16 protein-coding genes and 1 tRNA gene are annotated in these 17,982 nt (G+C 64.9%); 12 read left to right on the top strand and 5 right to left on the bottom strand.

Annotated elements, in window-relative coordinates:
* Positions 1-3: 3 nt before the first annotated feature.
* Complete coding sequence (locus tag AC5RUU_RS01485; RefSeq protein WP_493973434.1) at positions 4-300, bottom strand: hypothetical protein; 297 nt, start codon at positions 298-300, stop codon at positions 4-6.
* A 1-nt stretch (position 301) separates the two neighbouring features.
* A complete protein-coding gene (locus AC5RUU_RS01480) occupies positions 302-1,855 on the bottom strand; it encodes a PspC domain-containing protein (RefSeq protein ID WP_493973433.1) in 1,554 nt (517 codons plus the stop codon).
* 125 nt (positions 1,856-1,980) lie between these two features.
* Between AC5RUU_RS01480 and AC5RUU_RS01475 the strand changes: the two genes are divergently transcribed.
* Together AC5RUU_RS01475 and AC5RUU_RS01470 are read left to right on the top strand one after the other, a co-directional pair.
* Positions 1,981-3,414, top strand: coding sequence for an ATP-binding protein (locus tag AC5RUU_RS01475; RefSeq protein ID WP_493973432.1), 1,434 nt, complete (start codon positions 1,981-1,983; stop codon positions 3,412-3,414).
* Positions 3,411-4,094: a LuxR C-terminal-related transcriptional regulator gene (locus tag AC5RUU_RS01470; protein WP_493973431.1), complete on the top strand. Its 684-nt coding sequence runs from the start codon at positions 3,411-3,413 to the stop codon at positions 4,092-4,094. Before AC5RUU_RS01475 ends, AC5RUU_RS01470 begins: the two co-directional genes overlap by 4 nt.
* Positions 4,095-4,252: 158 nt before the next feature.
* Here AC5RUU_RS01470 and AC5RUU_RS01465 read toward each other — a convergent pair whose 3' ends face one another.
* On the bottom strand, positions 4,253-5,470 hold the full coding sequence (locus AC5RUU_RS01465) for a pyridoxal phosphate-dependent aminotransferase (RefSeq protein ID WP_493973430.1): 1,218 nt from the start codon (positions 5,468-5,470) through the stop codon (positions 4,253-4,255).
* Between the two features lie 274 nt (positions 5,471-5,744).
* Here AC5RUU_RS01465 and AC5RUU_RS01460 point away from each other — a divergent pair.
* From AC5RUU_RS01460 to rplL, 9 genes are all read left to right on the top strand, one after another.
* Positions 5,745-5,817 (top strand) — tRNA-Trp (locus AC5RUU_RS01460).
* Between the two features lie 82 nt (positions 5,818-5,899).
* The gene (secE, locus tag AC5RUU_RS01455) at positions 5,900-6,184 is read left to right on the top strand and encodes a preprotein translocase subunit SecE (RefSeq protein WP_493973429.1); all 285 of its coding nucleotides are present in this window, start codon (positions 5,900-5,902) and stop codon (positions 6,182-6,184) included.
* 113 nt (positions 6,185-6,297) lie between these two features.
* Positions 6,298-7,101 carry a transcription termination/antitermination protein NusG gene (nusG, locus tag AC5RUU_RS01450; RefSeq protein WP_493973428.1) on the top strand — a complete coding sequence of 268 codons (804 nt, stop codon included), beginning with the start codon at positions 6,298-6,300 and terminating at the stop codon, positions 7,099-7,101.
* Between the two features lie 128 nt (positions 7,102-7,229).
* Positions 7,230-7,661, top strand: coding sequence for a 50S ribosomal protein L11 (rplK, locus tag AC5RUU_RS01445; RefSeq protein WP_003803853.1), 432 nt, complete (start codon positions 7,230-7,232; stop codon positions 7,659-7,661).
* Between the two features lie 178 nt (positions 7,662-7,839).
* Positions 7,840-8,547, top strand: a complete 708-nt coding sequence (gene rplA, locus AC5RUU_RS01440; protein ID WP_493973427.1) for a 50S ribosomal protein L1 — start codon at positions 7,840-7,842, stop codon at positions 8,545-8,547.
* A 136-nt stretch (positions 8,548-8,683) separates the two neighbouring features.
* Positions 8,684-9,781: a GNAT family N-acetyltransferase gene (locus AC5RUU_RS01435; RefSeq protein ID WP_493973426.1), complete on the top strand. Its 1,098-nt coding sequence runs from the start codon at positions 8,684-8,686 to the stop codon at positions 9,779-9,781.
* A gap of 8 nt (positions 9,782-9,789) precedes the next feature.
* On the top strand, positions 9,790-10,908 hold the full coding sequence (locus tag AC5RUU_RS01430; RefSeq protein ID WP_493973425.1) for a GNAT family N-acetyltransferase: 1,119 nt from the start codon (positions 9,790-9,792) through the stop codon (positions 10,906-10,908).
* A gap of 314 nt (positions 10,909-11,222) precedes the next feature.
* The gene (gene rplJ, locus AC5RUU_RS01425) at positions 11,223-11,804 is read left to right on the top strand and encodes a 50S ribosomal protein L10 (RefSeq protein ID WP_493973424.1); all 582 of its coding nucleotides are present in this window, start codon (positions 11,223-11,225) and stop codon (positions 11,802-11,804) included.
* 77 nt (positions 11,805-11,881) lie between these two features.
* Complete coding sequence (rplL, locus tag AC5RUU_RS01420; protein ID WP_009358316.1) at positions 11,882-12,259, top strand: 50S ribosomal protein L7/L12; 378 nt, start codon at positions 11,882-11,884, stop codon at positions 12,257-12,259.
* Between the two features lie 55 nt (positions 12,260-12,314).
* Here rplL and AC5RUU_RS01415 read toward each other — a convergent pair whose 3' ends face one another.
* Both AC5RUU_RS01415 and AC5RUU_RS01410 read right to left on the bottom strand, forming a co-directional pair.
* Complete coding sequence (locus AC5RUU_RS01415) at positions 12,315-12,812, bottom strand: aminoacyl-tRNA deacylase (RefSeq protein ID WP_493973423.1); 498 nt, start codon at positions 12,810-12,812, stop codon at positions 12,315-12,317.
* Positions 12,812-14,011, bottom strand: coding sequence for an acetyl-CoA C-acetyltransferase (locus AC5RUU_RS01410; protein WP_493973422.1), 1,200 nt, complete (start codon positions 14,009-14,011; stop codon positions 12,812-12,814). The genes AC5RUU_RS01415 and AC5RUU_RS01410 overlap by 1 nt, the downstream gene beginning before the upstream one ends.
* Before the next feature lie 436 nt (positions 14,012-14,447).
* On the opposite strand from AC5RUU_RS01410, the gene rpoB reads away from it, so the two are divergent.
* Positions 14,448-17,957 (top strand): DNA-directed RNA polymerase subunit beta, encoded by a 3,510-nt coding sequence (rpoB, locus tag AC5RUU_RS01405; protein ID WP_493973421.1) that lies wholly within the window; start codon positions 14,448-14,450, stop codon positions 17,955-17,957.
* The last annotated feature ends 25 nt before the right edge of the window (positions 17,958-17,982 follow it).

The raw sequence follows: 17,982 nt of genomic DNA, 5'->3' as shown, positions 1-17,982 counted from the left end.
GGCTTAAGACTCCCGTGTTGTTGGTTCATTGTCACGCTTGCGGGCCGAAAGCAGGCCGCCCACCACCAGTGCGGCGCCGGCGCCGATCATGAGGCCGATCAGGACGTAGGTGCCGTTGAGGGTCACGAACCCCAGTTGCGCCACGATGATCAGCGCTGCCAGGGCCAGGACGATGAGTCCCCACACCACCGTGCCCACCCGGGCGGGTGCCGTGCCCGCATCGGCGTTCGACGCCGTCGGGAATTCCGGGGAATAGGAGCCGGGTGTGTAGGGCTCCGGCGCCGGATTGTTGTTGCTCATCTCAGTTGCCTTCCTCGATGGTGACGTTGCTGAAGGTGCCGTCGATCTGGACCACCAGACGGCTGCCGGGTGCGTCGGTGTTGTAGCTGCTTTCGCGGGTGGTGGTGCCGCCGCGCTGTCCGGTCACCTCATTGAGGTTTCCCATCGTCATGTCCGCCTTGATGTCCACGGGCACGTTGTCGGGGATGACCACAGTCACGTTGCTTGCCGTGATGTCCAGTGGGATGACGACGTCGGACGGCAGCGGAGCGTTGACCGCCAGCCTGGTGAGGTCCACAGTTCCCCTCCCGGCCGTGACGTCGTAGCCGTCCCGGGCCTCGGCGATGCTGGCGGGGCTCCAGTTCACCTGCTGGAACCGCATGCGGTCGCCGTTGCCCACCACGTTGTACACCCCGCCGGCAATCAGTGCGATGACGGCGAAGAGGCTCAGGACGCCTGCAGTCCTGCCGCGGATACCGGCAATCAGGATGCCCAGGCCCAGAACCGCGGCAGCACTTGCCCAGACGACCGCATTGGCGGAGTCGCCCAGGTCGATCACGTTGGTGACATCGAGGGCCTTGAGCCCGCCACCCACCAGCAGGGCAGCACCTGATGCGATGGCGACGGCGGGGGCACCGGGACCTGCAGGACGGGGCTTCGGAGGCCGCGGCGGGGTGGTGCTGCCGCCGCCACTGTAGGTGCCGTCACCGTAGGAGCCGCTGCCGGACCCGCCGCCATAGGACGGCATGGAACCCGAGCCCGGCGACGTGCCGTAGGTGGTGCCGGTGGCGGCGAAAGAGGAACTGGTGGCACTTCCGGGGTACCCGGGCTGGTAAGTGGTGCCAAAGCCGGGCTGCTGTCCGGCCATGGCGGGCCGGGTGCCTTTGTTGCGCTGGGACAGGTAGTAAACCAGGTAGACGGCGCCGCCTACCCAGAAGACGGTCCAGAGGAAGCCGCCGAAACCGTTATGGCTCCATCCCCAGAATCCGCCGCCGAGGCCCGTGAGGCCGACGATCGTAGCGATGAGCGCACCGGTCATGCCGGTGGTCCAGCGGCCTGCCCCGGCTTCCTGCACGTGGATCCGCCCGTCCGGTTCCGGGAGGAACGCCCATGCCAGGCCGTACAGCAGCACGCCGATGCCGGCGAAGAGTGTGAGGACAATGAAGACGCCGCGGATGATCAGCGGATCCACGCCCAGCCGGTTGGCGATGCCGCTGGAAACACCGCCCACCCAGCGGTCGGTGCCCCGGTAGATCCCGTGCCCGCGGACCCAGGTGAAGAAGTCCGTGGGCTGCGATGTGGTGGTGGAACCGTAACGTGGGCCGGGAGAAGTGCCGGACGGCGGCTCCTGGCCGCCGGCAGCCTGGCTGGCTCCGGGCTGGGCACCGGCGCCGTTTCGTCCGTCGCTGGAGCCGGCGTCGTTCTTCTCCGCGTCCTGCGGAGCCGAAGGGCCCGCGGACGGGTCCGGAGAAGATGGCACGGAGGACGGCAGGGGCTCAGTGGGTCGCTGGCTGCCGGGCCGGGGAAGGGGCTCGGTGGGCTGGCCGTCATCGGGGGAGGGGGTCTGCGAGTTCATACCTGAATCCTCCCGTTTGGGCAGGCCGCCGCTCTACTGGGGGATACCCTGAACCGCCCCTGAGTCACCCCCGGTTGCCGCTGGAATGCGGTCCGGGGAACCCTGATCCGTGCTTGGATTGAACCATGACAACCGTCCCGGCAAGGCCACCGCTTGCGCGCAGCAGCGACCGCGTGATCGCCGGTGTGTGCTCTGGCCTGGCGCTTCATCTGGGCTGGCCGGTGAAGAATGTCCGTGTCGGCATGGCGCTCGCAACCCTTGCAGGCGGTGCAGGACTCGTCTTCTACGCGTGGTTATGGATCATGGTTCCCACCGCGGACGAGGCCGCCCGCCGCAACGCCCGCCGCCCGGCATCGCCCATTGCCCCCGCGGTGAGCCAGCCCTCAGGTTCCGTGCCTGGCACGCCAACCCCCGGGGGGCCGCGTCCGGACCTGCCTGCCTTGGGCTCGGGCTCCGGCTTGCAGGCACCGCCGGGCCCGGTTCCCGCCCAAGGCGGCATACCTTTCGACGGCGGTGCCCGCGGCAATGGCGCTACCGGCCCCGCCCAGCCCGCGGCGGCACCCTGGTTCCGTTTCCGCAGCATGAAGTACGGAAAGGAAATCCTGCTGGGCTGTGGCCTGCTGCTGGTGGCGGGCATCATGATCGCCCAGCTGCTGGGGGTGGACGTTCCGCTCGGAACACTGATCCCGGCCGCGGCGGTCCTGGGCGGCGCTTCCATCGCCTGGATGCAGCTCGATGAAACCCGGCGCGCAGGCCTGGTGGACAAGACGAAGGCGGACCAGGCCGGCGGCTGGGCGCGCCTCGCCGCCGGCCTTGCGCTGGTGGTGGCAGGGGTGCTGGTAATGGTGTCCGGCTCCGGATCCTGGGAGCAGACCTGGCTTGCCCTGCTGGCCTCGGTGGCGGTCCTGGGCGGCGTGGTGCTGGTCCTGCTGCCGTGGGCGCTGAGGTTCTGGCGGGACCTGGAGTCCGAGCGTGCCGGCAGGATCCGGGAAATGGAACGGGCGGAGATTGCAGCGCACCTCCATGATTCTGTCCTGCAGACGCTGGCCCTGATCCAGCGGCGGGCCGGCAATGAACACGACGTGGTGCGGCTGGCCCGTGCACAGGAGCGTGAACTACGGGGCTGGCTGTTCCAGGATCCCGGCCGTGAAGCGGGCCAGCTTTCGGACCGGATCAAGGCAACCGCTGCCGAGGTGGAGGACTTGCTGGGCAACGCCGTGGACGTCGTCAGCGTAGGCGACACCGCCATGACCGAGGCGCATGAGGCCCTGGTCCAGGCCAGCCGCGAAGCCATGCTCAACGCCTCCCGGCACGGCGGTGGGACGGTGTCCGTCTATCTGGAGGCGTCGGACGAGCAGGCGGAGGTTTTCATCAAGGACAGGGGACCCGGCTTTGAACTCTCGGACGTGCCCGAGGACCGGCTGGGCGTGCGCGAGTCGATCATCGGCCGGATGAAACGGCACGGCGGCACGGCAACCATCCTCAGCACCGGAACCGGCACGGAAGTACGTTTGCGGCTGCAGGCGGCAGGAGCAGACAACGCGGAAGGTAAATCATGAACAACAGCCAGGGGGCAGCGGCCACCCGTCCCATAAACTCCGTCCGGGTGGTGATTGTGGACGACCACGCGATTTTCCGGTCCGGTTTGAAAGCTGACCTTGACGCCAGTATCCAGGTTGTGGGCGAAGCGGCCACCGTGGAGCAGGCCATTGCCGTCATCGCGGAGCAGCGCCCCGATGTGGTGCTGCTGGACGTGCACCTTCCGGGCGGGCTGGGTGGAGGTGGACGCGAGGTCATCGCCGGATCCGCTCCCCTGCTGGGTACCACGCGGTTCCTGGCCCTCAGCGTGTCCGATGCGGCGGAGGATGTGGTGGCTGTCATCCGCGCAGGCGCCCGCGGGTACGTCACCAAGACCATTTCCGGCGCCGAGATCACCGATGCCGTGTTCCGGGTAGCGGGCGGGGACGCGGTATTCTCGCCCCGGCTGGCAGGATTCGTCCTGGACGCGTTCGGCACCGCCCCGGCCGACATCGCGGACGACGAACTGGACAAGCTCTCGGCCCGGGAGCTGGAAGTGATGCGCCTGATCGCGCGCGGCTACAGCTACAAGGAAGTGGCCAAGGAACTGTTCATCAGCATCAAGACGGTGGAAACGCACGTCTCGGCGGTGCTGCGGAAGCTGCAGCTCTCCAGCCGGCACGAACTCACCAAGTGGGCCGCCGAGCGCCGCCTCCTCTAGACGCTCTCTCACATCCTGCGCCTTAAACCCAAACGCTCCCTCAGATCCTGGACTGCTCTCCGGAAGTCGGAACTGAATTTCTCAGTCCAACTTCCGGGGACCAGTTCACCGTGGTGAGAGAGCGTTTGGGTTTCTGGCGCCAAAAGTGAGGGAGCGTCCTACTGGGCCTTGCCCAGGAAATCCTGCAGGCGCTGGACGCCGGTGGCCAGGTCCTCGTCACCCAGGGCGTAGGAGAGGCGCAGGTAGCCTGAAGGGCCGAATGCCTCGCCGGGCACTACTGCCACCTCTACCTCGTCCAGGATCAGCGACGCCAGCTCGGCGGAGGTCTGCGGCGCGGCGGTACCGGACGCCGTCGGGAATTCCTTGCCCAGCAGGGCACGAACGTCCGCGTAGACGTAGAAGGCACCCTTCGGCGTCGGGCATTCCACGCCTTCGATGGAGTTCAGGCCGGCAACGATCGCCTTGCGGCGGCGGTCGAACGCCACCTTCATCTCGTCGACGGCGGTCAACGGCCCCGACACAGCCGCGAGGGCCGCGATCTGGGGGATGTTGGACACGTTGGACGTGGCGTGCGACTGGAGGTTCGTGGCCGCCTTGATCACATCGGCCGGGCCGATCATCCAGCCCACCCGCCAGCCGGTCATGGCGTAGGTCTTGGCCACGCCGTTGAGGATGACAACCCTGTCGCCCAGCTCAGGGGCGGCGGTGGCGATGGAGGTGAAGGGGACGCCGTCGTAGGTCAGGTGCTCGTAGATCTCGTCGGTGACCACCCACAGGCCCTTCGCGGCGGCCCACTTGCCGATTTCCGCCACCTGTTCGGGGGAGTACACCGACCCGGTGGGGTTCGACGGCGAGACGAACAGCAGGATCTTGGTCCGGTCCGTGACGGCTGCTTCGAGCTGTTCGACGGTGACCAGGTAGTCCTGCTCCGGACCCGCAAAAACCTCAACCGGAACGCCGCCGGCCAGCCTGATCGCTTCCGGGTACGTGGTCCAGAAGGGGGTGGGGACGATGACTTCGTCACCCGGATCCACCAGCGTGGCGAACGTGTTGTAGACGGCCTGCTTGCCGCCATTGGTGACCAGCACCTGGGAAGGGTCGACGGCGTAGCCCGAGTCCCGGAGCGTCTTTTCGGCGATGGCCTTCTTCAGCTCGGGCAGCCCGGCTGCGGGGGAGTAGCGGTGGTACTTCGGCTGGCTTGCGGCGTCGATGGCTGCCTGCACGATGTAGTCCGGCGTGGGAAAGTCCGGCTCGCCCGCCCCGAAGCCAATCACGGGCCGGCCTGCTGCCTTGAGCGCCTTCGCCTTGGCATCAACGGCAAGGGTTGCGGATTCGGCAATAGCGGATATGCGCTGGGAAACGCGGGCGGCAGACATGGCAGGTCCGTTCTTCGCTTGCAGCCCGGAGGCTGGAATGTGGGATTCGACGGGTTCTACTCTATGCTGTTCACCGGGCCCTTCGGGGTGCCGGTTTTGAATTATGACTGCTCCGGCAGGCAACGTCAGGACGCGGCGCCGAAGGGCCGGAACGGGCTGGTTTTACGAACGTGCAGATGTTGCGTAGACTGGTTCACCGGTGTTGAAAACACGGATGATGACGTGCGCCCCAGTTCAGGCTGGCGGTTCGTCGTCGGAGTGACATTCACTCCAAAGGGTAGTGGCGCAATTGGTAGCGCAGCGGTCTCCAAAACCGCAGGTTGCAGGTTCGAGTCCTGTCTGCCCTGCGCAAGCTGCCCCGGGCGAATTTCCGGGGCAAGCGCAGCAACCATGGTTCTGATCAGGGCCGGGTAATCCAGCATTGCAAAGATGAGCGAGGACCAGGTGACCGAAACAGCTGCCAGCAGCTCCAAGGGCCGCCCAGCTAAGAAGGACGCCAAGGCCAACTTCTTCGCCCGCATTGCGCTCTTCGTCCGCCAGATCATCGGCGAACTGAAGAAGGTCGTTGCACCTACCCGCAAGGAACTGATCAATTACACGCTCGTGGTGCTGGTGTTCGTGGCCATCATGATGGTCATCGTCAGCCTGCTGGATATCGGTTTCGGAACCGCTGTCGGCTGGATCTTCGGCGGTACCGGCTCCACGGACAGCTAAGGCTGCACGGTCCGCAGGCCGCGTGTTCGCTCCGGAAACCGGAGGGAAACACCGGTGTGCGGAATTGAGCCATTTAAATAGGCATGTTAGGCAATGAGGAAGCAGGAGACCAAGTGTCTGAGCAGGAGCTCGGGGTAACCGAGACTGAGCTGGAAGAATCCGCGGACATCACGGCAGAAGCCGGTGACGAGTCTGAGGCTGAGTCCGCCGCGCCCGAATCCGACTTCGCCGGCTCCGACGCTGCCGAAACCGAAGGCGAGGCCGGCGGCGACGAACCTGCCGACGCCCTCGCCGCGGCCGCCGCTACAGCGGCTGCTGATCCGGCTGAGGAGTTCAAGGCCAAGCTGCGCCGCCAGGAGGGTGACTGGTACGTCATCCACTCCTACGCAGGCTACGAAAACCGCGTGAAGGCCAACCTCGAGACCCGCATTCAGACCCTGGACATGGAAGATTACATCTTCGAAATCCAGGTGCCCATGGAAGAAGTCGTTGAGATCAAGAACGCCCAGCGCAAGGTCATCAACCGCGTCCGCATCCCCGGCTACGTTCTTGTCCGCATGGACCTGACCGACGCTTCCTGGGGCGCCGTCCGCCACACCCCCGGCGTTACCGGCTTCGTGGGCAACGCCCACAACCCGGTGCCGCTGCGCCTGGACGAGGTCTTCTCTATGCTGGCCCCGGTCTTCGAGGAAGAGCAGGCCGAGAAGGGCAAGCCGGTCAACAAGCAGAACCAGGCTCCCGTGGCTGTCGACTTCGAAGTCGGCGAATCGGTCATCGTCAAGGAAGGTCCGTTCGAGACCCTCCCGGCGACCATCTCCGAGATCAAGCCCGAGTCCCAGACCCTCGTGGTGCTGGTCTCCATCTTCGAGCGCGAAACGCCGGTCACGCTGGCGTTCAACCAGGTCACCAAGATCTGACAACCAAAGAATTCGTCCCGGCGCTGCCCGCTTAGCGGCACCGGAACGGCCGGCCGCCTTGCCATGGCGGCCAAGAACCTGAGGCACGCTCCTGTGTCCCAGGACGTTATTGAGAGAAGGACCCTACATTGGCTCCCAAGAAGAAGGTCACCGGCCTCATCAAGCTGCAGATCCAGGCAGGTGCCGCTAACCCGGCTCCGCCGATCGGTCCTGCGCTTGGCCAGCACGGTGTCAACATCATGGAATTCTGCAAGGCGTACAACGCTGCGACGGAAGCCCAGCGCGGAAACGTCATCCCCGTGGAGATCACGGTCTACGAAGACCGTTCCTTCACGTTCATCACCAAGACCCCGCCGGCTGCAGAGCTCATCAAGAAGGCTGCAGGCGTTGCCAAGGGTTCCGCCACCCCGCACACCGTCAAGGTTGCAAAGCTGACCCAGGCCCAGGTCAACGAGATCGCCTCCACCAAGATGGAAGACCTCAACGCCACCAGCCTCGAGGGCGCAGCGAAGATCATCGCCGGCACCGCCCGCTCCATGGGCATCACCGTCGAGGGCTAATACCCCGTCAGCCTTCCAGGGTCGGGCAATTGACGACGACGGGCGGCACCGCCGGGAAACCGGCACTACAGAAAATTTGAAATGTCGGGCATCCGGGCCGAATAACGAACCGGACCACCGACTGTGGCAGGGCCCAGCGCGGTCCGCAGACCACAACTGCACAAGGAGAAACAGCAGCATGGCAAAGCGCAGCAAAGCATATGAGGCAGCAGCCGCCAAGATCGACGCGGAGAAGTTCTACGCGCCGTTCGAGGCAGTAACGCTCGCCAAGGACACCAACCCGTCCAAGTTCGACGCCACGGTTGAGGTCGCCTTCCGCCTCGGCGTGGACCCCCGCAAGGCTGACCAGATGGTCCGCGGCACGGTCAACCTGCCCCACGGCACCGGCAAGACCGCCCGCGTCCTGGTGTTCGCCACGGGTGACAAGGCTGAGGCAGCAATCGCTGCCGGCGCCGACTTCGTTGGCTCCGATGACCTGATCGAGAAGATCGCCGGCGGCTGGACCGACTTCGACGCCGCCGTTGCAACCCCTGACCTCATGGGCAAGGTTGGCCGCCTCGGTAAGGTCCTGGGCCCCCGTAACCTCATGCCGAACCCGAAGACGGGCACCGTGACCCCCGACGTCACCAAGGCCGTGAACGACATCAAGGGTGGAAAGATCGACTTCCGCGTCGACAAGCACTCCAACCTGCACTTCATCATCGGCAAGGTGTCCTTCGACGCCGTCAAGCTGGCCGAGAACTACGCAGCAGCCCTGGAAGAGGTGCTTCGCCTGAAGCCGTCCGCTGCCAAGGGCCGCTACATCCAGAAGGCTACGGTCGCCACCACCTTCGGTCCCGGCATCTCGGTTGACCCCAACGTCACCAAGGTGCTCATCGAGGCATAGTCCTCAGCAGCATCCGTGCCATCCCGGCACACAGGAAGGGACCGCCCGGCAGCAGCCGGGCGGTCCCTTCCGCGTCAAGCGGCGGTTTTAGGCTGGCTTCCCTCGACAGACGGCCCGGGCTAACTAGGCTGATGTCATGACGCAGCCGAACGCCATGGTGATTTCCGCCGTCGTGACGCCCCGTTCCCTTGACGGAACGGAGGACTCCCGGGATTTCCTCGACTGCCAGGCGATGCGGAAAGCACACGAACTCGAGACTTGGGGCGACCTTGACCGCGGTTACACCCTTGCCGAGGAGCTGGAACATTGGCGCGGCACCCCCTACGAGGCGCGGCACCTCTTCGTGGGCCGGATCGACGGGGAAACAGTGGGCATGTGTTCAGTGACGCTGCCGCTGCGGGAGAACCTCTGGACAGCAGGTATCAACGTCCTGGTGGCACCGGAGTTCCGGCGGCGGGGACTGGGCCGCCAGCTCCTGCAGTTCGCAGAGGCCGTGGCGCAGGAGCACAGCCGTACTTCGCTGGACGGCTACTTTGAGCTTCCGGCACGGGTGGTGGACGGCGCCGGTCCGCTGCTTCCGGCAAAGTCAGGGGCGGGAGGCCTGCCGGCGGACGAGCCTGCCACCGCCTTCGCCGTGGCAGGTGGCTATGAACTCGAACAGGTGGAGACGTCCAGCCGCCTAGGCCTGCCCGTGCCGCCCGAACGGCTTGCCGAACTGGAAGCGGCCGCGTCCGCCCATGCGGGGGACTACACACTGGTGGGCTGGTCCGACGCCTGCCCCGAGGAACTGGTGGACAACTACGCCCTCCTGAATGCCCGGATGAGCACTGATGTGCCTACGGCAGGGATGGATTGGGAAGGCGGGATCTGGGACGCCGCCAGGGTCAGGCGGGACGAAGAGGCAGCGGCCCGCAGCGGTGTGCAGGCCCTGGTGGCGGCCGCGATGCACCGGCCCACGGGTGAACTGGTGGCCTATACCGTACTGAATTGGCGGCCGGAGGTACCGGCGACAGCACTCCAGCAGGACACCCTGGTGTCCGCCGGGCATCGCGGGCACCGCCTGGGGATGCTGATCAAGCTCAAGAACCTCCGCATGGCCCAGGCCAGATGGCCCGCGGCGCGTTCCGTCCTGACGTGGAACGCCAACGAAAACCAGCATATGCTGGCGATTAATATTGCGCTTGGATTCAAACCTGCAGGCTATGAGGGTGAATGGCAGAAACGGCTGGGATGATGCCCCATATGGCAAAAGACGTGAAGATCGAGCAGCTCTGGATTCCCGACTCCCTTGACTCTCCGGACGCGGCGGATTTCCTCGCCGCGGTCGAAGTTGGACGCAAAGTCAGGATGCAGACCTGGGGCAGCGACGACCTTGCCTATGGGCCCCTGGAGAAGCTCCTGGAGTTTGAGGACCCCTATGAGCGGCAGCTCATCCTGGTGGCCAAGGTGGACGGCGAGATCGTGGGCACCGTGGACATCGCCCTTCCCATGACGGACCACCTGGACCTTGCGGAATTCACCCTGGACATCCTCCCCGAGTTCCAGCGCCAGGGCGTGGGCCGGCGCCTGCTCGAAGCCGCCGAACACCTTGCCCGCGGGGAAGGGCGCACCATGATCCTGGTGGACACCAACCACCCGGGCGCCTCCCTGCACGAGTTCGAGCAGGCGCAGCTCGTTCCCGGCTCCGGGCTCGGCTTTGTGCCCCTGGAGAGCCGTGAAGTGGAGTTCGCGCAGAAGACGGGGTACACCCTCCAGCACATTGAGCAGTTCAGCTCCTGCGCGCTGCCCCTGGATTCGAAGCTCGTGGCCGATCTGCAGGCGGAAGCGGATGAGGCCAATAACGGCCGGTACCGGCTGCACCACTGGACGGACCGCTGCCCGGACCGCTGGCTGGAAGCCGTCGCGGCCCTGGAAAACCAGGCCGGCGCGGACGTGGACCCGTCCCTTGACGTGCCGGTGGAGCAGGACATGGTGTTCGACGGCGGCATCCTCCGGGAAGCCGAGGACGTCGCCATTGCGCAGGGACGGCGGACGGTGGTCACCGCCGTCGAGCACCTCGCCACGGGCTCGCTGGTGGGCCTGACAACCATCACCGTGCTGGCACACCGTACGGACGTGGTGTTCCAGGACGACACCCTGGTCCTTCAGGAACACAGAGGCAACAAGCTGGGACTGCTCATCAAGGTGGCCAACATGGAGCGCCTGACAGAGCAGTTCCCCGATGCCCGCGTGATCTACACCTGGAACGCACCGGAAAACCGCTACTTGCTGACCGTCAACCAGCAGCTGGGTTTCCACACGGCAGGCGTCACCGGCATCTGGCAGAAGGAGCTGCCGAAGCTGCATACCCGGACCAGCTAGGGTGGCCGAAGCAGGCGGCGGGCACGATTTGGAGGTCCGCCGCGCCTTCCCGTAGACTGGGTTGACCAAAGACCGTCGGTTATTGGAAATCCACTCTCCCGGACATAACTCAACTCTGCAGTTGTGCGCGGGAGGCGCCGTGGCTTTCCTTACGAAGGACCCTGACATAGGGCGGCCGGCGCAGGTGAACGAAGCAAAGCTCCATGGAGAACCATGTTGAGCCAAGCCCCGTGCATCTGCGCGGGGCGTTTTTAGTTTTAGCTCACCTGAGCGGGGACCGTCGAATACCCGGCACTATCCCCGGAAGGAGGGTTATGGCAACGCCTACCAAGGTTTCAGCAGTAGCTGAGATCACTAACGATTTCAAGGAATCGAACGCCGCTGTCCTGACCGAATACCGCGGGCTCACCGTTGCACAGCTCAAGCAGCTGCGTGTTTCTCTCGGCCAGGACACCAAGTTCGCGGTCGTCAAGAACACCCTGACTGCCATTGCAGCCAAGGAAGCCGGCGTCGGAGCATTCGACGGCCAGCTTGCCGGCCCCACTGCAATCGCGTTCATCAAGGGTGACGCAGTTGCCGCTGCCAAGAGCCTGACGGATTTTGCCAAGGCCAACAAGCAGCTGGTCATCAAGACCGGCTACTTCGAGGGCAAGGCATTGAACGCCAGCGAAGTTGCCGAACTGGCAGCACTAGAGTCCCGCGAGCTGCAGCTCGCCAAGGTTGCAGGCGTCCTCAAGGCACCCGCCGCCGCAGCTGCACGCATCATTGACGCACTGCGCCTCAAGCTTGAAGAAGAGAACGGTGCACCGGCAGCTGCCGAAGCGCCCGCCGCTGAAGAAGCTGCCGAAGCTGGAGCTGAAGCTCCGGCTGAAGCTCCCGCAGCCGAAGAGAACTGATTCTCTTTACCCCACAAGACTCCGGTGTTCGTGCGGCCCACTGGTCCGCGAACACCACAACAGGAAGGACGCCTACCATGGCGAAGCTCAGCAACGAAGAGCTCATTGAAGCTTTCAAGGAACTGACCATCATCGAGCTCTCCGAGTTCGTCAAGCTCTTCGAAGAGACCTTCGAAGTTACCGCTGCTGCTGTTGCAGTTGCTGGCCCCGCTGCCGGCGGCGCTGCAGAAGAGGCTGAGGAGAAGACCGACTTCGACGTCATCCTCGAAGCTGCTGGCGACAAGAAGATCGCAGTCATCAAGGAAGTTCGCGCCATCACCTCCCTCGGCCTCAAGGAAGCCAAGGACCTGGTTGACGGTGCCCCCAAGGCTGTCCTCGAAGGTGCCAACAAGGAGGCCGCCGAGAAGGCCAAGGAGCAGCTCGAGGCTGCAGGCGCCACCGTTACCCTCAAGTAACAGCGCATACTCCCGGGAAACCCCGTCCACTTCGGTGGGCGGGGTTTTCTGCGTCCTAGAGCCGATCCGAGATGTCCGCCACCACGGCGTCCAGGGCGGAAGTCAGGGCATCTGCGTCAACGAATGCGCTGTAGCCGTGGGCTCCGGCACCCATGGAGATCCGCCGGCCGGTGATGGTGGCATCCGCGTAAACCGGCCAGGGAGTGGTGCTGCCGAGGGGCGTGATGGTGCCGCGTTCGTAGCCCGTGGCGTCCAGGGCCACGTCGGCCGGCGGCAGTGACAGCTTGTTGACGCCCACAAGGGTCCGCAGCTTGGGCCAGGAGATCTGCCGGTCGCCCGGAATCAGCGCGAACAGGAAGGACCCGTCCTTGTGTTTGACCACCAGCGACTTGACGATATCAGCGGGGGTTATGCCCAGGATGCCGGCCGCTTCCTCGAGGCTCTTTGCGGCCGGCCGTTCCACCACGTCCACCTTCAGGCCGCGGGCGGTGGCGTCAGCAAGGAAACGTTCCCGTCCGACGCCGTCGGCTGCGTTCCCAGATTGGCCCGCCATCAGTCGCGGTACAGCAGGAGCGCTTCGCCCTGCCCGCCGCCCCCGCACAGGGATACGGCGGCCCTGCCGGTTCCGCGGCGTTTGAGTTCGTGGGCAGCGTGGACCGCCAGGCGGGCCCCGGAGGCGCCGATGGGATGGCCAAGGGCGATAGCACCCCCGTGGATATTGCACTTCTCCAGCGGATAGTCCAGGTCCTTGAGCGACTGCACCGCCACGGACCCGAATGCCTCGTTGATCTCGATGAAATCCAGGTCCGCCGTTGTCCATCCCGCTCGGCCCAACGCATTCATGATGGCGTTGGAGGGCTGGGAGTGCAGCGAGTTGTCCGGTCCCGCCACCTGGCCCGGCTTACCAACCACAGCGAGGTAGTCCAGCCCGTGTGCCTCCGCGTAACCGCGTGATGCCAGGACCAGGGCGGCGGCGCCGTCGGACAGCGGCGAGGAGTTGCCGGCGGTAATGGTGCCGTCGGTAACGAACGCCGCGCGCAGCCCGGCCAAGGACTCAACGGACGCGTTCGGACGGACGCCCTCGTCCGTGGCCACGACAACGGGGTCGCCTTTGCGCTGCTTGACGCTGATGGGGACGATCTCGTCGTCGAATGTTCCGTTCTTTGCGGCCAGCGCCGCGCGCTGGTGCGACTGCGCGGCCACGTTGTCCTGCGACGTCCGGTCGATGCCCAGGGGGAGGTTCCGCGTCTCGGTGGACAGGCCCATCGACTGGCCGTCGAACGCATCGGTCAGCCCGTCATGGGCGGCTGCGTCGAGGGCCTGGATGGAGCCGTAGGTCCAGCCCTGCCGGGAGCCGGGCAGCAGATGCGGTGCCTTGGTCATCGATTCCTGGCCGCCTGCCACCACCACGTCGGCCTCACCGCCGCGGATCATCCGGGCGGCATCGATGACGGCTGTCAGTCCCGAGAGGCACACCTTGTTTACCGTTACGGCCGGAACGTCCCAGCCGATTCCGGCGCCGACCGAGCTTTGCCGGGCAGGATTCTGGCCGGCGCCCGCCTGCAGCACCTGCCCCATGATCACCGCTTCGACGTCGCCCACGTCCACCCCGCTGGCGTCGAGGGCAGCCCTGATCGCGTGCGCGCCCAGATCCACGGCGGTGAAGCTCGCCAGCTGGCCGTTGATGCGGCCCGTGGGAGTACGCGCTGCTGCGAGGATAACAACGTCGCTGTTGCCTGGAGAGTTGGCCATGGTTGTCTCTTCCGCTCTGATCCGATGTAAGCCACCAAGGCTATGGTGACCCTGGTCACCTAACTATTCAAACACCGTCGCGGCCATGTGCATTCCGCCGGTCACCGCAAGGGGACAGGTCCCCATTGTCCGGCCCCAACTGGGCGTTGGCAGCGCGAAAAACAGGTGCTTGCATTCCGGCCGGATGTGGGGTAGACACGTGCGATATTTTGCCGTATCGTAGATATTTGCGTCTTCCCTGTTTACCTTCAGCCTTCATATAGCGGTGGGCTTTGCCTGGCAGCTGACAATTAACATGCCGTACCAACGTCACAGCATAGTCAGTACCGGCCCCGGGTCATATAGCGGAACCGGATGGTAGCGCTGCGGACTCTGTCCGCAGGGTGCACAGCGGGGGAGATCTGAAAACGCCTGAAGGTCTGTGGAAGGATCCCTCTTGGTCGCCTCGAGCACCTCTAATAACGAAACCGCTAACACCGCCGACAGCACTGATGGTGCCACTCGCCGGCTTTCATTCGCAAAGATTCACGAACCTCTTGACGTTCCGAATCTGCTTGCCCTGCAGACGGACAGCTTTGACTGGCTGGTCGGTAACGAGCGCTGGCAGGCACGCGTAGCAAAGGCTGTCGAAGAAAACGATCTCAGCGTCGCCACCACGTCCGGCCTCTCGGACATCTTCGAAGAAATCTCCCCGATCGAGGACTTCCAGGGCACTATGTCCCTGAGCTTCTCCGATCCGGAATTCGCCGACCCCAAGTACACCATGGCCGAGTGCAAGGACCGGGACGCTACGTACTCCGCTCCGCTGTACGTCAAGGCCGAGTTCATGAACAACAACACGGGCGAAATCAAGCAGCAGACCGTGTTCATGGGCGACTTCCCGCTGATGACCGAGAAGGGCACCTTCGTGGTCAACGGCACCGAGCGTGTCGTCGTCTCCCAGCTGGTCCGTTCGCCCGGCGCCTACTTCGAGCGCGCCGCTGACAAGACCAGCGACAAGGACATCTTCACCGCCAAGATCATCCCGTCCCGCGGTGCATGGTTCGAGCTCGAAATCGACAAGCGCGACCAGGTGGGTGTCCGCCTCGACCGCAAGCGCAAGCAGTCCGTCACCGTTCTGCTGAAGGCCCTCGGCTGGACCGAAGGCCAGATCCTCGAAGAGTTCGGCCAGTACGACTCCATGCGCGCCACCCTGGAGAAGGACGCCACCGAGACCCGCGAAGACGCGCTGCTGGACATCTACCGCAAGCTGCGTCCGGGCGAGCCGCCCACCGTCGAGGCTGCCCAGTCCCTGCTGGACAACCTGTACTTCAACTCCAAGCGCTACGATCTGGCCAAGGTCGGCCGCTACAAGATCAACCGCAAGCTGGGCATCGACCGCTCCCTTGGTGACAAGGAAGCTTCGGTCCTGCACGTTGAAGACATCGTCGCCATGATCAAGTTCCTCGTTGCGCTGCACGCCGGCGAGAAGACCATCAAGGGCGTCCGCGACGGCCAGGAAGTGGACCTGCGCGTCGAGATCGACGACATCGACCACTTCGGCAACCGCCGCATCCGCGCCGTTGGCGAGCTCATCGAGAACCAGGTCCGCACCGGCCTGTCCCGCATGGAGCGCGTTGTCCGCGAGCGTATGACCACCCAGGACGTCGAGGCCATCACGCCGCAGACCCTGATCAACATCCGCCCGGTCGTTGCCGCCATCAAGGAGTTCTTCGGAACCTCCCAGCTGTCGCAGTTCATGGACCAGAACAACCCGCTCTCGGGCCTGACCCACAAGCGCCGCCTGTCGGCCCTTGGCCCCGGTGGTCTGTCCCGTGACCGCGCCGGCATGGAAGTCCGTGACGTGCACCCGTCCCACTACGGACGTATGTGCCCCATCGAAACGCCTGAAGGCCCCAACATTGGTCTGATCGGTTCGCTGGCATCCTACGGACGCATCAACCCGTTCGGCTTCATCGAGACGCCGTACCGCAAGGTCAAGGACGGCATCGTGTCCGACGACGTCCAGTACCTGACGGCCGACGACGAGGCTGAAGTGCTGATCGCCCAGGCCAACGCGCCGCTGGACGAGAACAAGCGCTTCGCCGAAGAGACCGTCCTGGTCCGTGCCCGCGGTGGTGGAGGCGAGCCCGTCCTGGTCCCGGCCGAGGACGTCGAGTTCATGGACGTTTCCCCGCGCCAGATGGTGTCCGTTGCAACGGCCCTGATTCCGTTCCTCGAGCACGACGACGCCAACCGCGCACTCATGGGTGCCAACATGCAGCGCCAGGCCGTGCCGCTGGTCCGTTCCGAGGCCCCGGTTGTGGGCACCGGCATGGAGCGCGCCGCTGCCGTGGACGCCGGTGACGTTGTCATCGCCAAAAAGGCCGGTGTAGTTACCGAGGTCTCCGCCGAACTCGTCATCATGCTCAATGACGACGGCACGGAAACCAACTACCGCATCAACAAGTTCGCCCGCTCCAACCAGGGCAACTGCTACAACCACCGTGTCCTGGTGAACGAAGGCCAGCGCCTTGAGGTCGGCGGCATCATCGCTGACGGCCCGGCAACGGACCAGGGCGAGCTCGCCCTCGGCAAGAACCTGCTCGTGGCATTCATGTCCTGGGAAGGCCACAACTTCGAGGACGCCATCATCCTCTCGCAGCGCATCGTTGCGGAGGACGTCCTTTCCTCCATCCACATCGAGGAGCACGAGATCGATGCCCGCGACACCAAGCTCGGTGCCGAGGAAATCACCCGTGACATCCCCAACGTGTCCGAGGAAGTCCTTGCAGGCCTGGACGAGCGCGGCATCATCCACATCGGTGCCGAGGTTGAAGCCGGTGACATCCTGGTCGGAAAGGTCACCCCGAAGGGTGAAACCGAGCTGACCCCGGAAGAGCGCCTGCTGCGCGCCATCTTCGGCGAAAAGTCCCGCGAAGTGCGTGACACCTCCCTGAAGGTGCCCCACGGCGAGTCCGGCACCGTCATCGGCGTCCGCGTCTTCGACCGCGACAACGACGACGAGCTGCCCCCCGGCGTGAACCAGCTGGTGCGTGTCTACGTGGCCGCCAAGCGCAAGATCACCGACGGCGACAAGCTCGCCGGACGCCACGGCAACAAGGGTGTTATCTCCAAGATCCTCCCGGTCGAGGACATGCCCTTCCTTGCCGACGGCACCCCCGTTGATATCGTCCTGAACCCGCTGGGTGTCCCGGGCCGTATGAACGTGGGCCAGGTGCTGGAAACGCACCTCGGCTGGGTTGCCAAGACGGGCTGGAAGATCGAAGGCGAGCCTGAGTGGGTCAAGCAGTTGCCCAACCTGCCGCGCGAGAGTGGCCCCACCACTGTTGCCACGCCGGTGTTCGACGGCGCCCGCGAGGAAGAAATCACGGGCCTGCTGGACTCCACCAACGTGACCCGCGATGGTGAGCGCCTGATCAACTCCTCCGGCAAGACCCGCCTGTTCGACGGCCGCTCCGGCGAGCCGTTCCCGGATCCGATCTCGGTCGGCTACATGTACATCCTGAAGCTCCACCACCTGGTGGACGACAAGATCCACGCCCGCTCCACCGGCCCGTACTCCATGATCACGCAGCAGCCGCTGGGTGGTAAGGCACAGTTCGGTGGCCAGCGCTTCGGTGAAATGGAAGTGTGGGCGCTCGAAGCCTACGGCGCCGCCTACACGCTCCAGGAACTCCTCACGATCAAGTCCGATGACATCCACGGCCGCGTGAAGGTCTACGAAGCGATCGTCAAGGGCGAGAACATCCCCGAGCCGGGTGTTCCCGAGTCCTTCAAGGTGTTGATCAAGGAAATGCAGTCGCTGTGCCTGAACGTGGAAGTCCTCTCCACGGACGGAACCACAATTGAAATGCGTGACTCTGATGACGCAGTCTTCACGGCTGCGGAGGAACTGGGCATCGATCTGTCTCGTGCAGAGCCCAGCTCCGTAGAAGAGGTCTAAGGAGTCCGACGACGGCGGGCCCAGT

The sequence above is a fragment of the Arthrobacter sp. K4-10C genome (assembly GCF_059090085.1).
The sequence above is the reverse complement of the archived record's forward strand: the minus strand, read 5'-3'. Positions and strand labels throughout refer to the sequence as shown.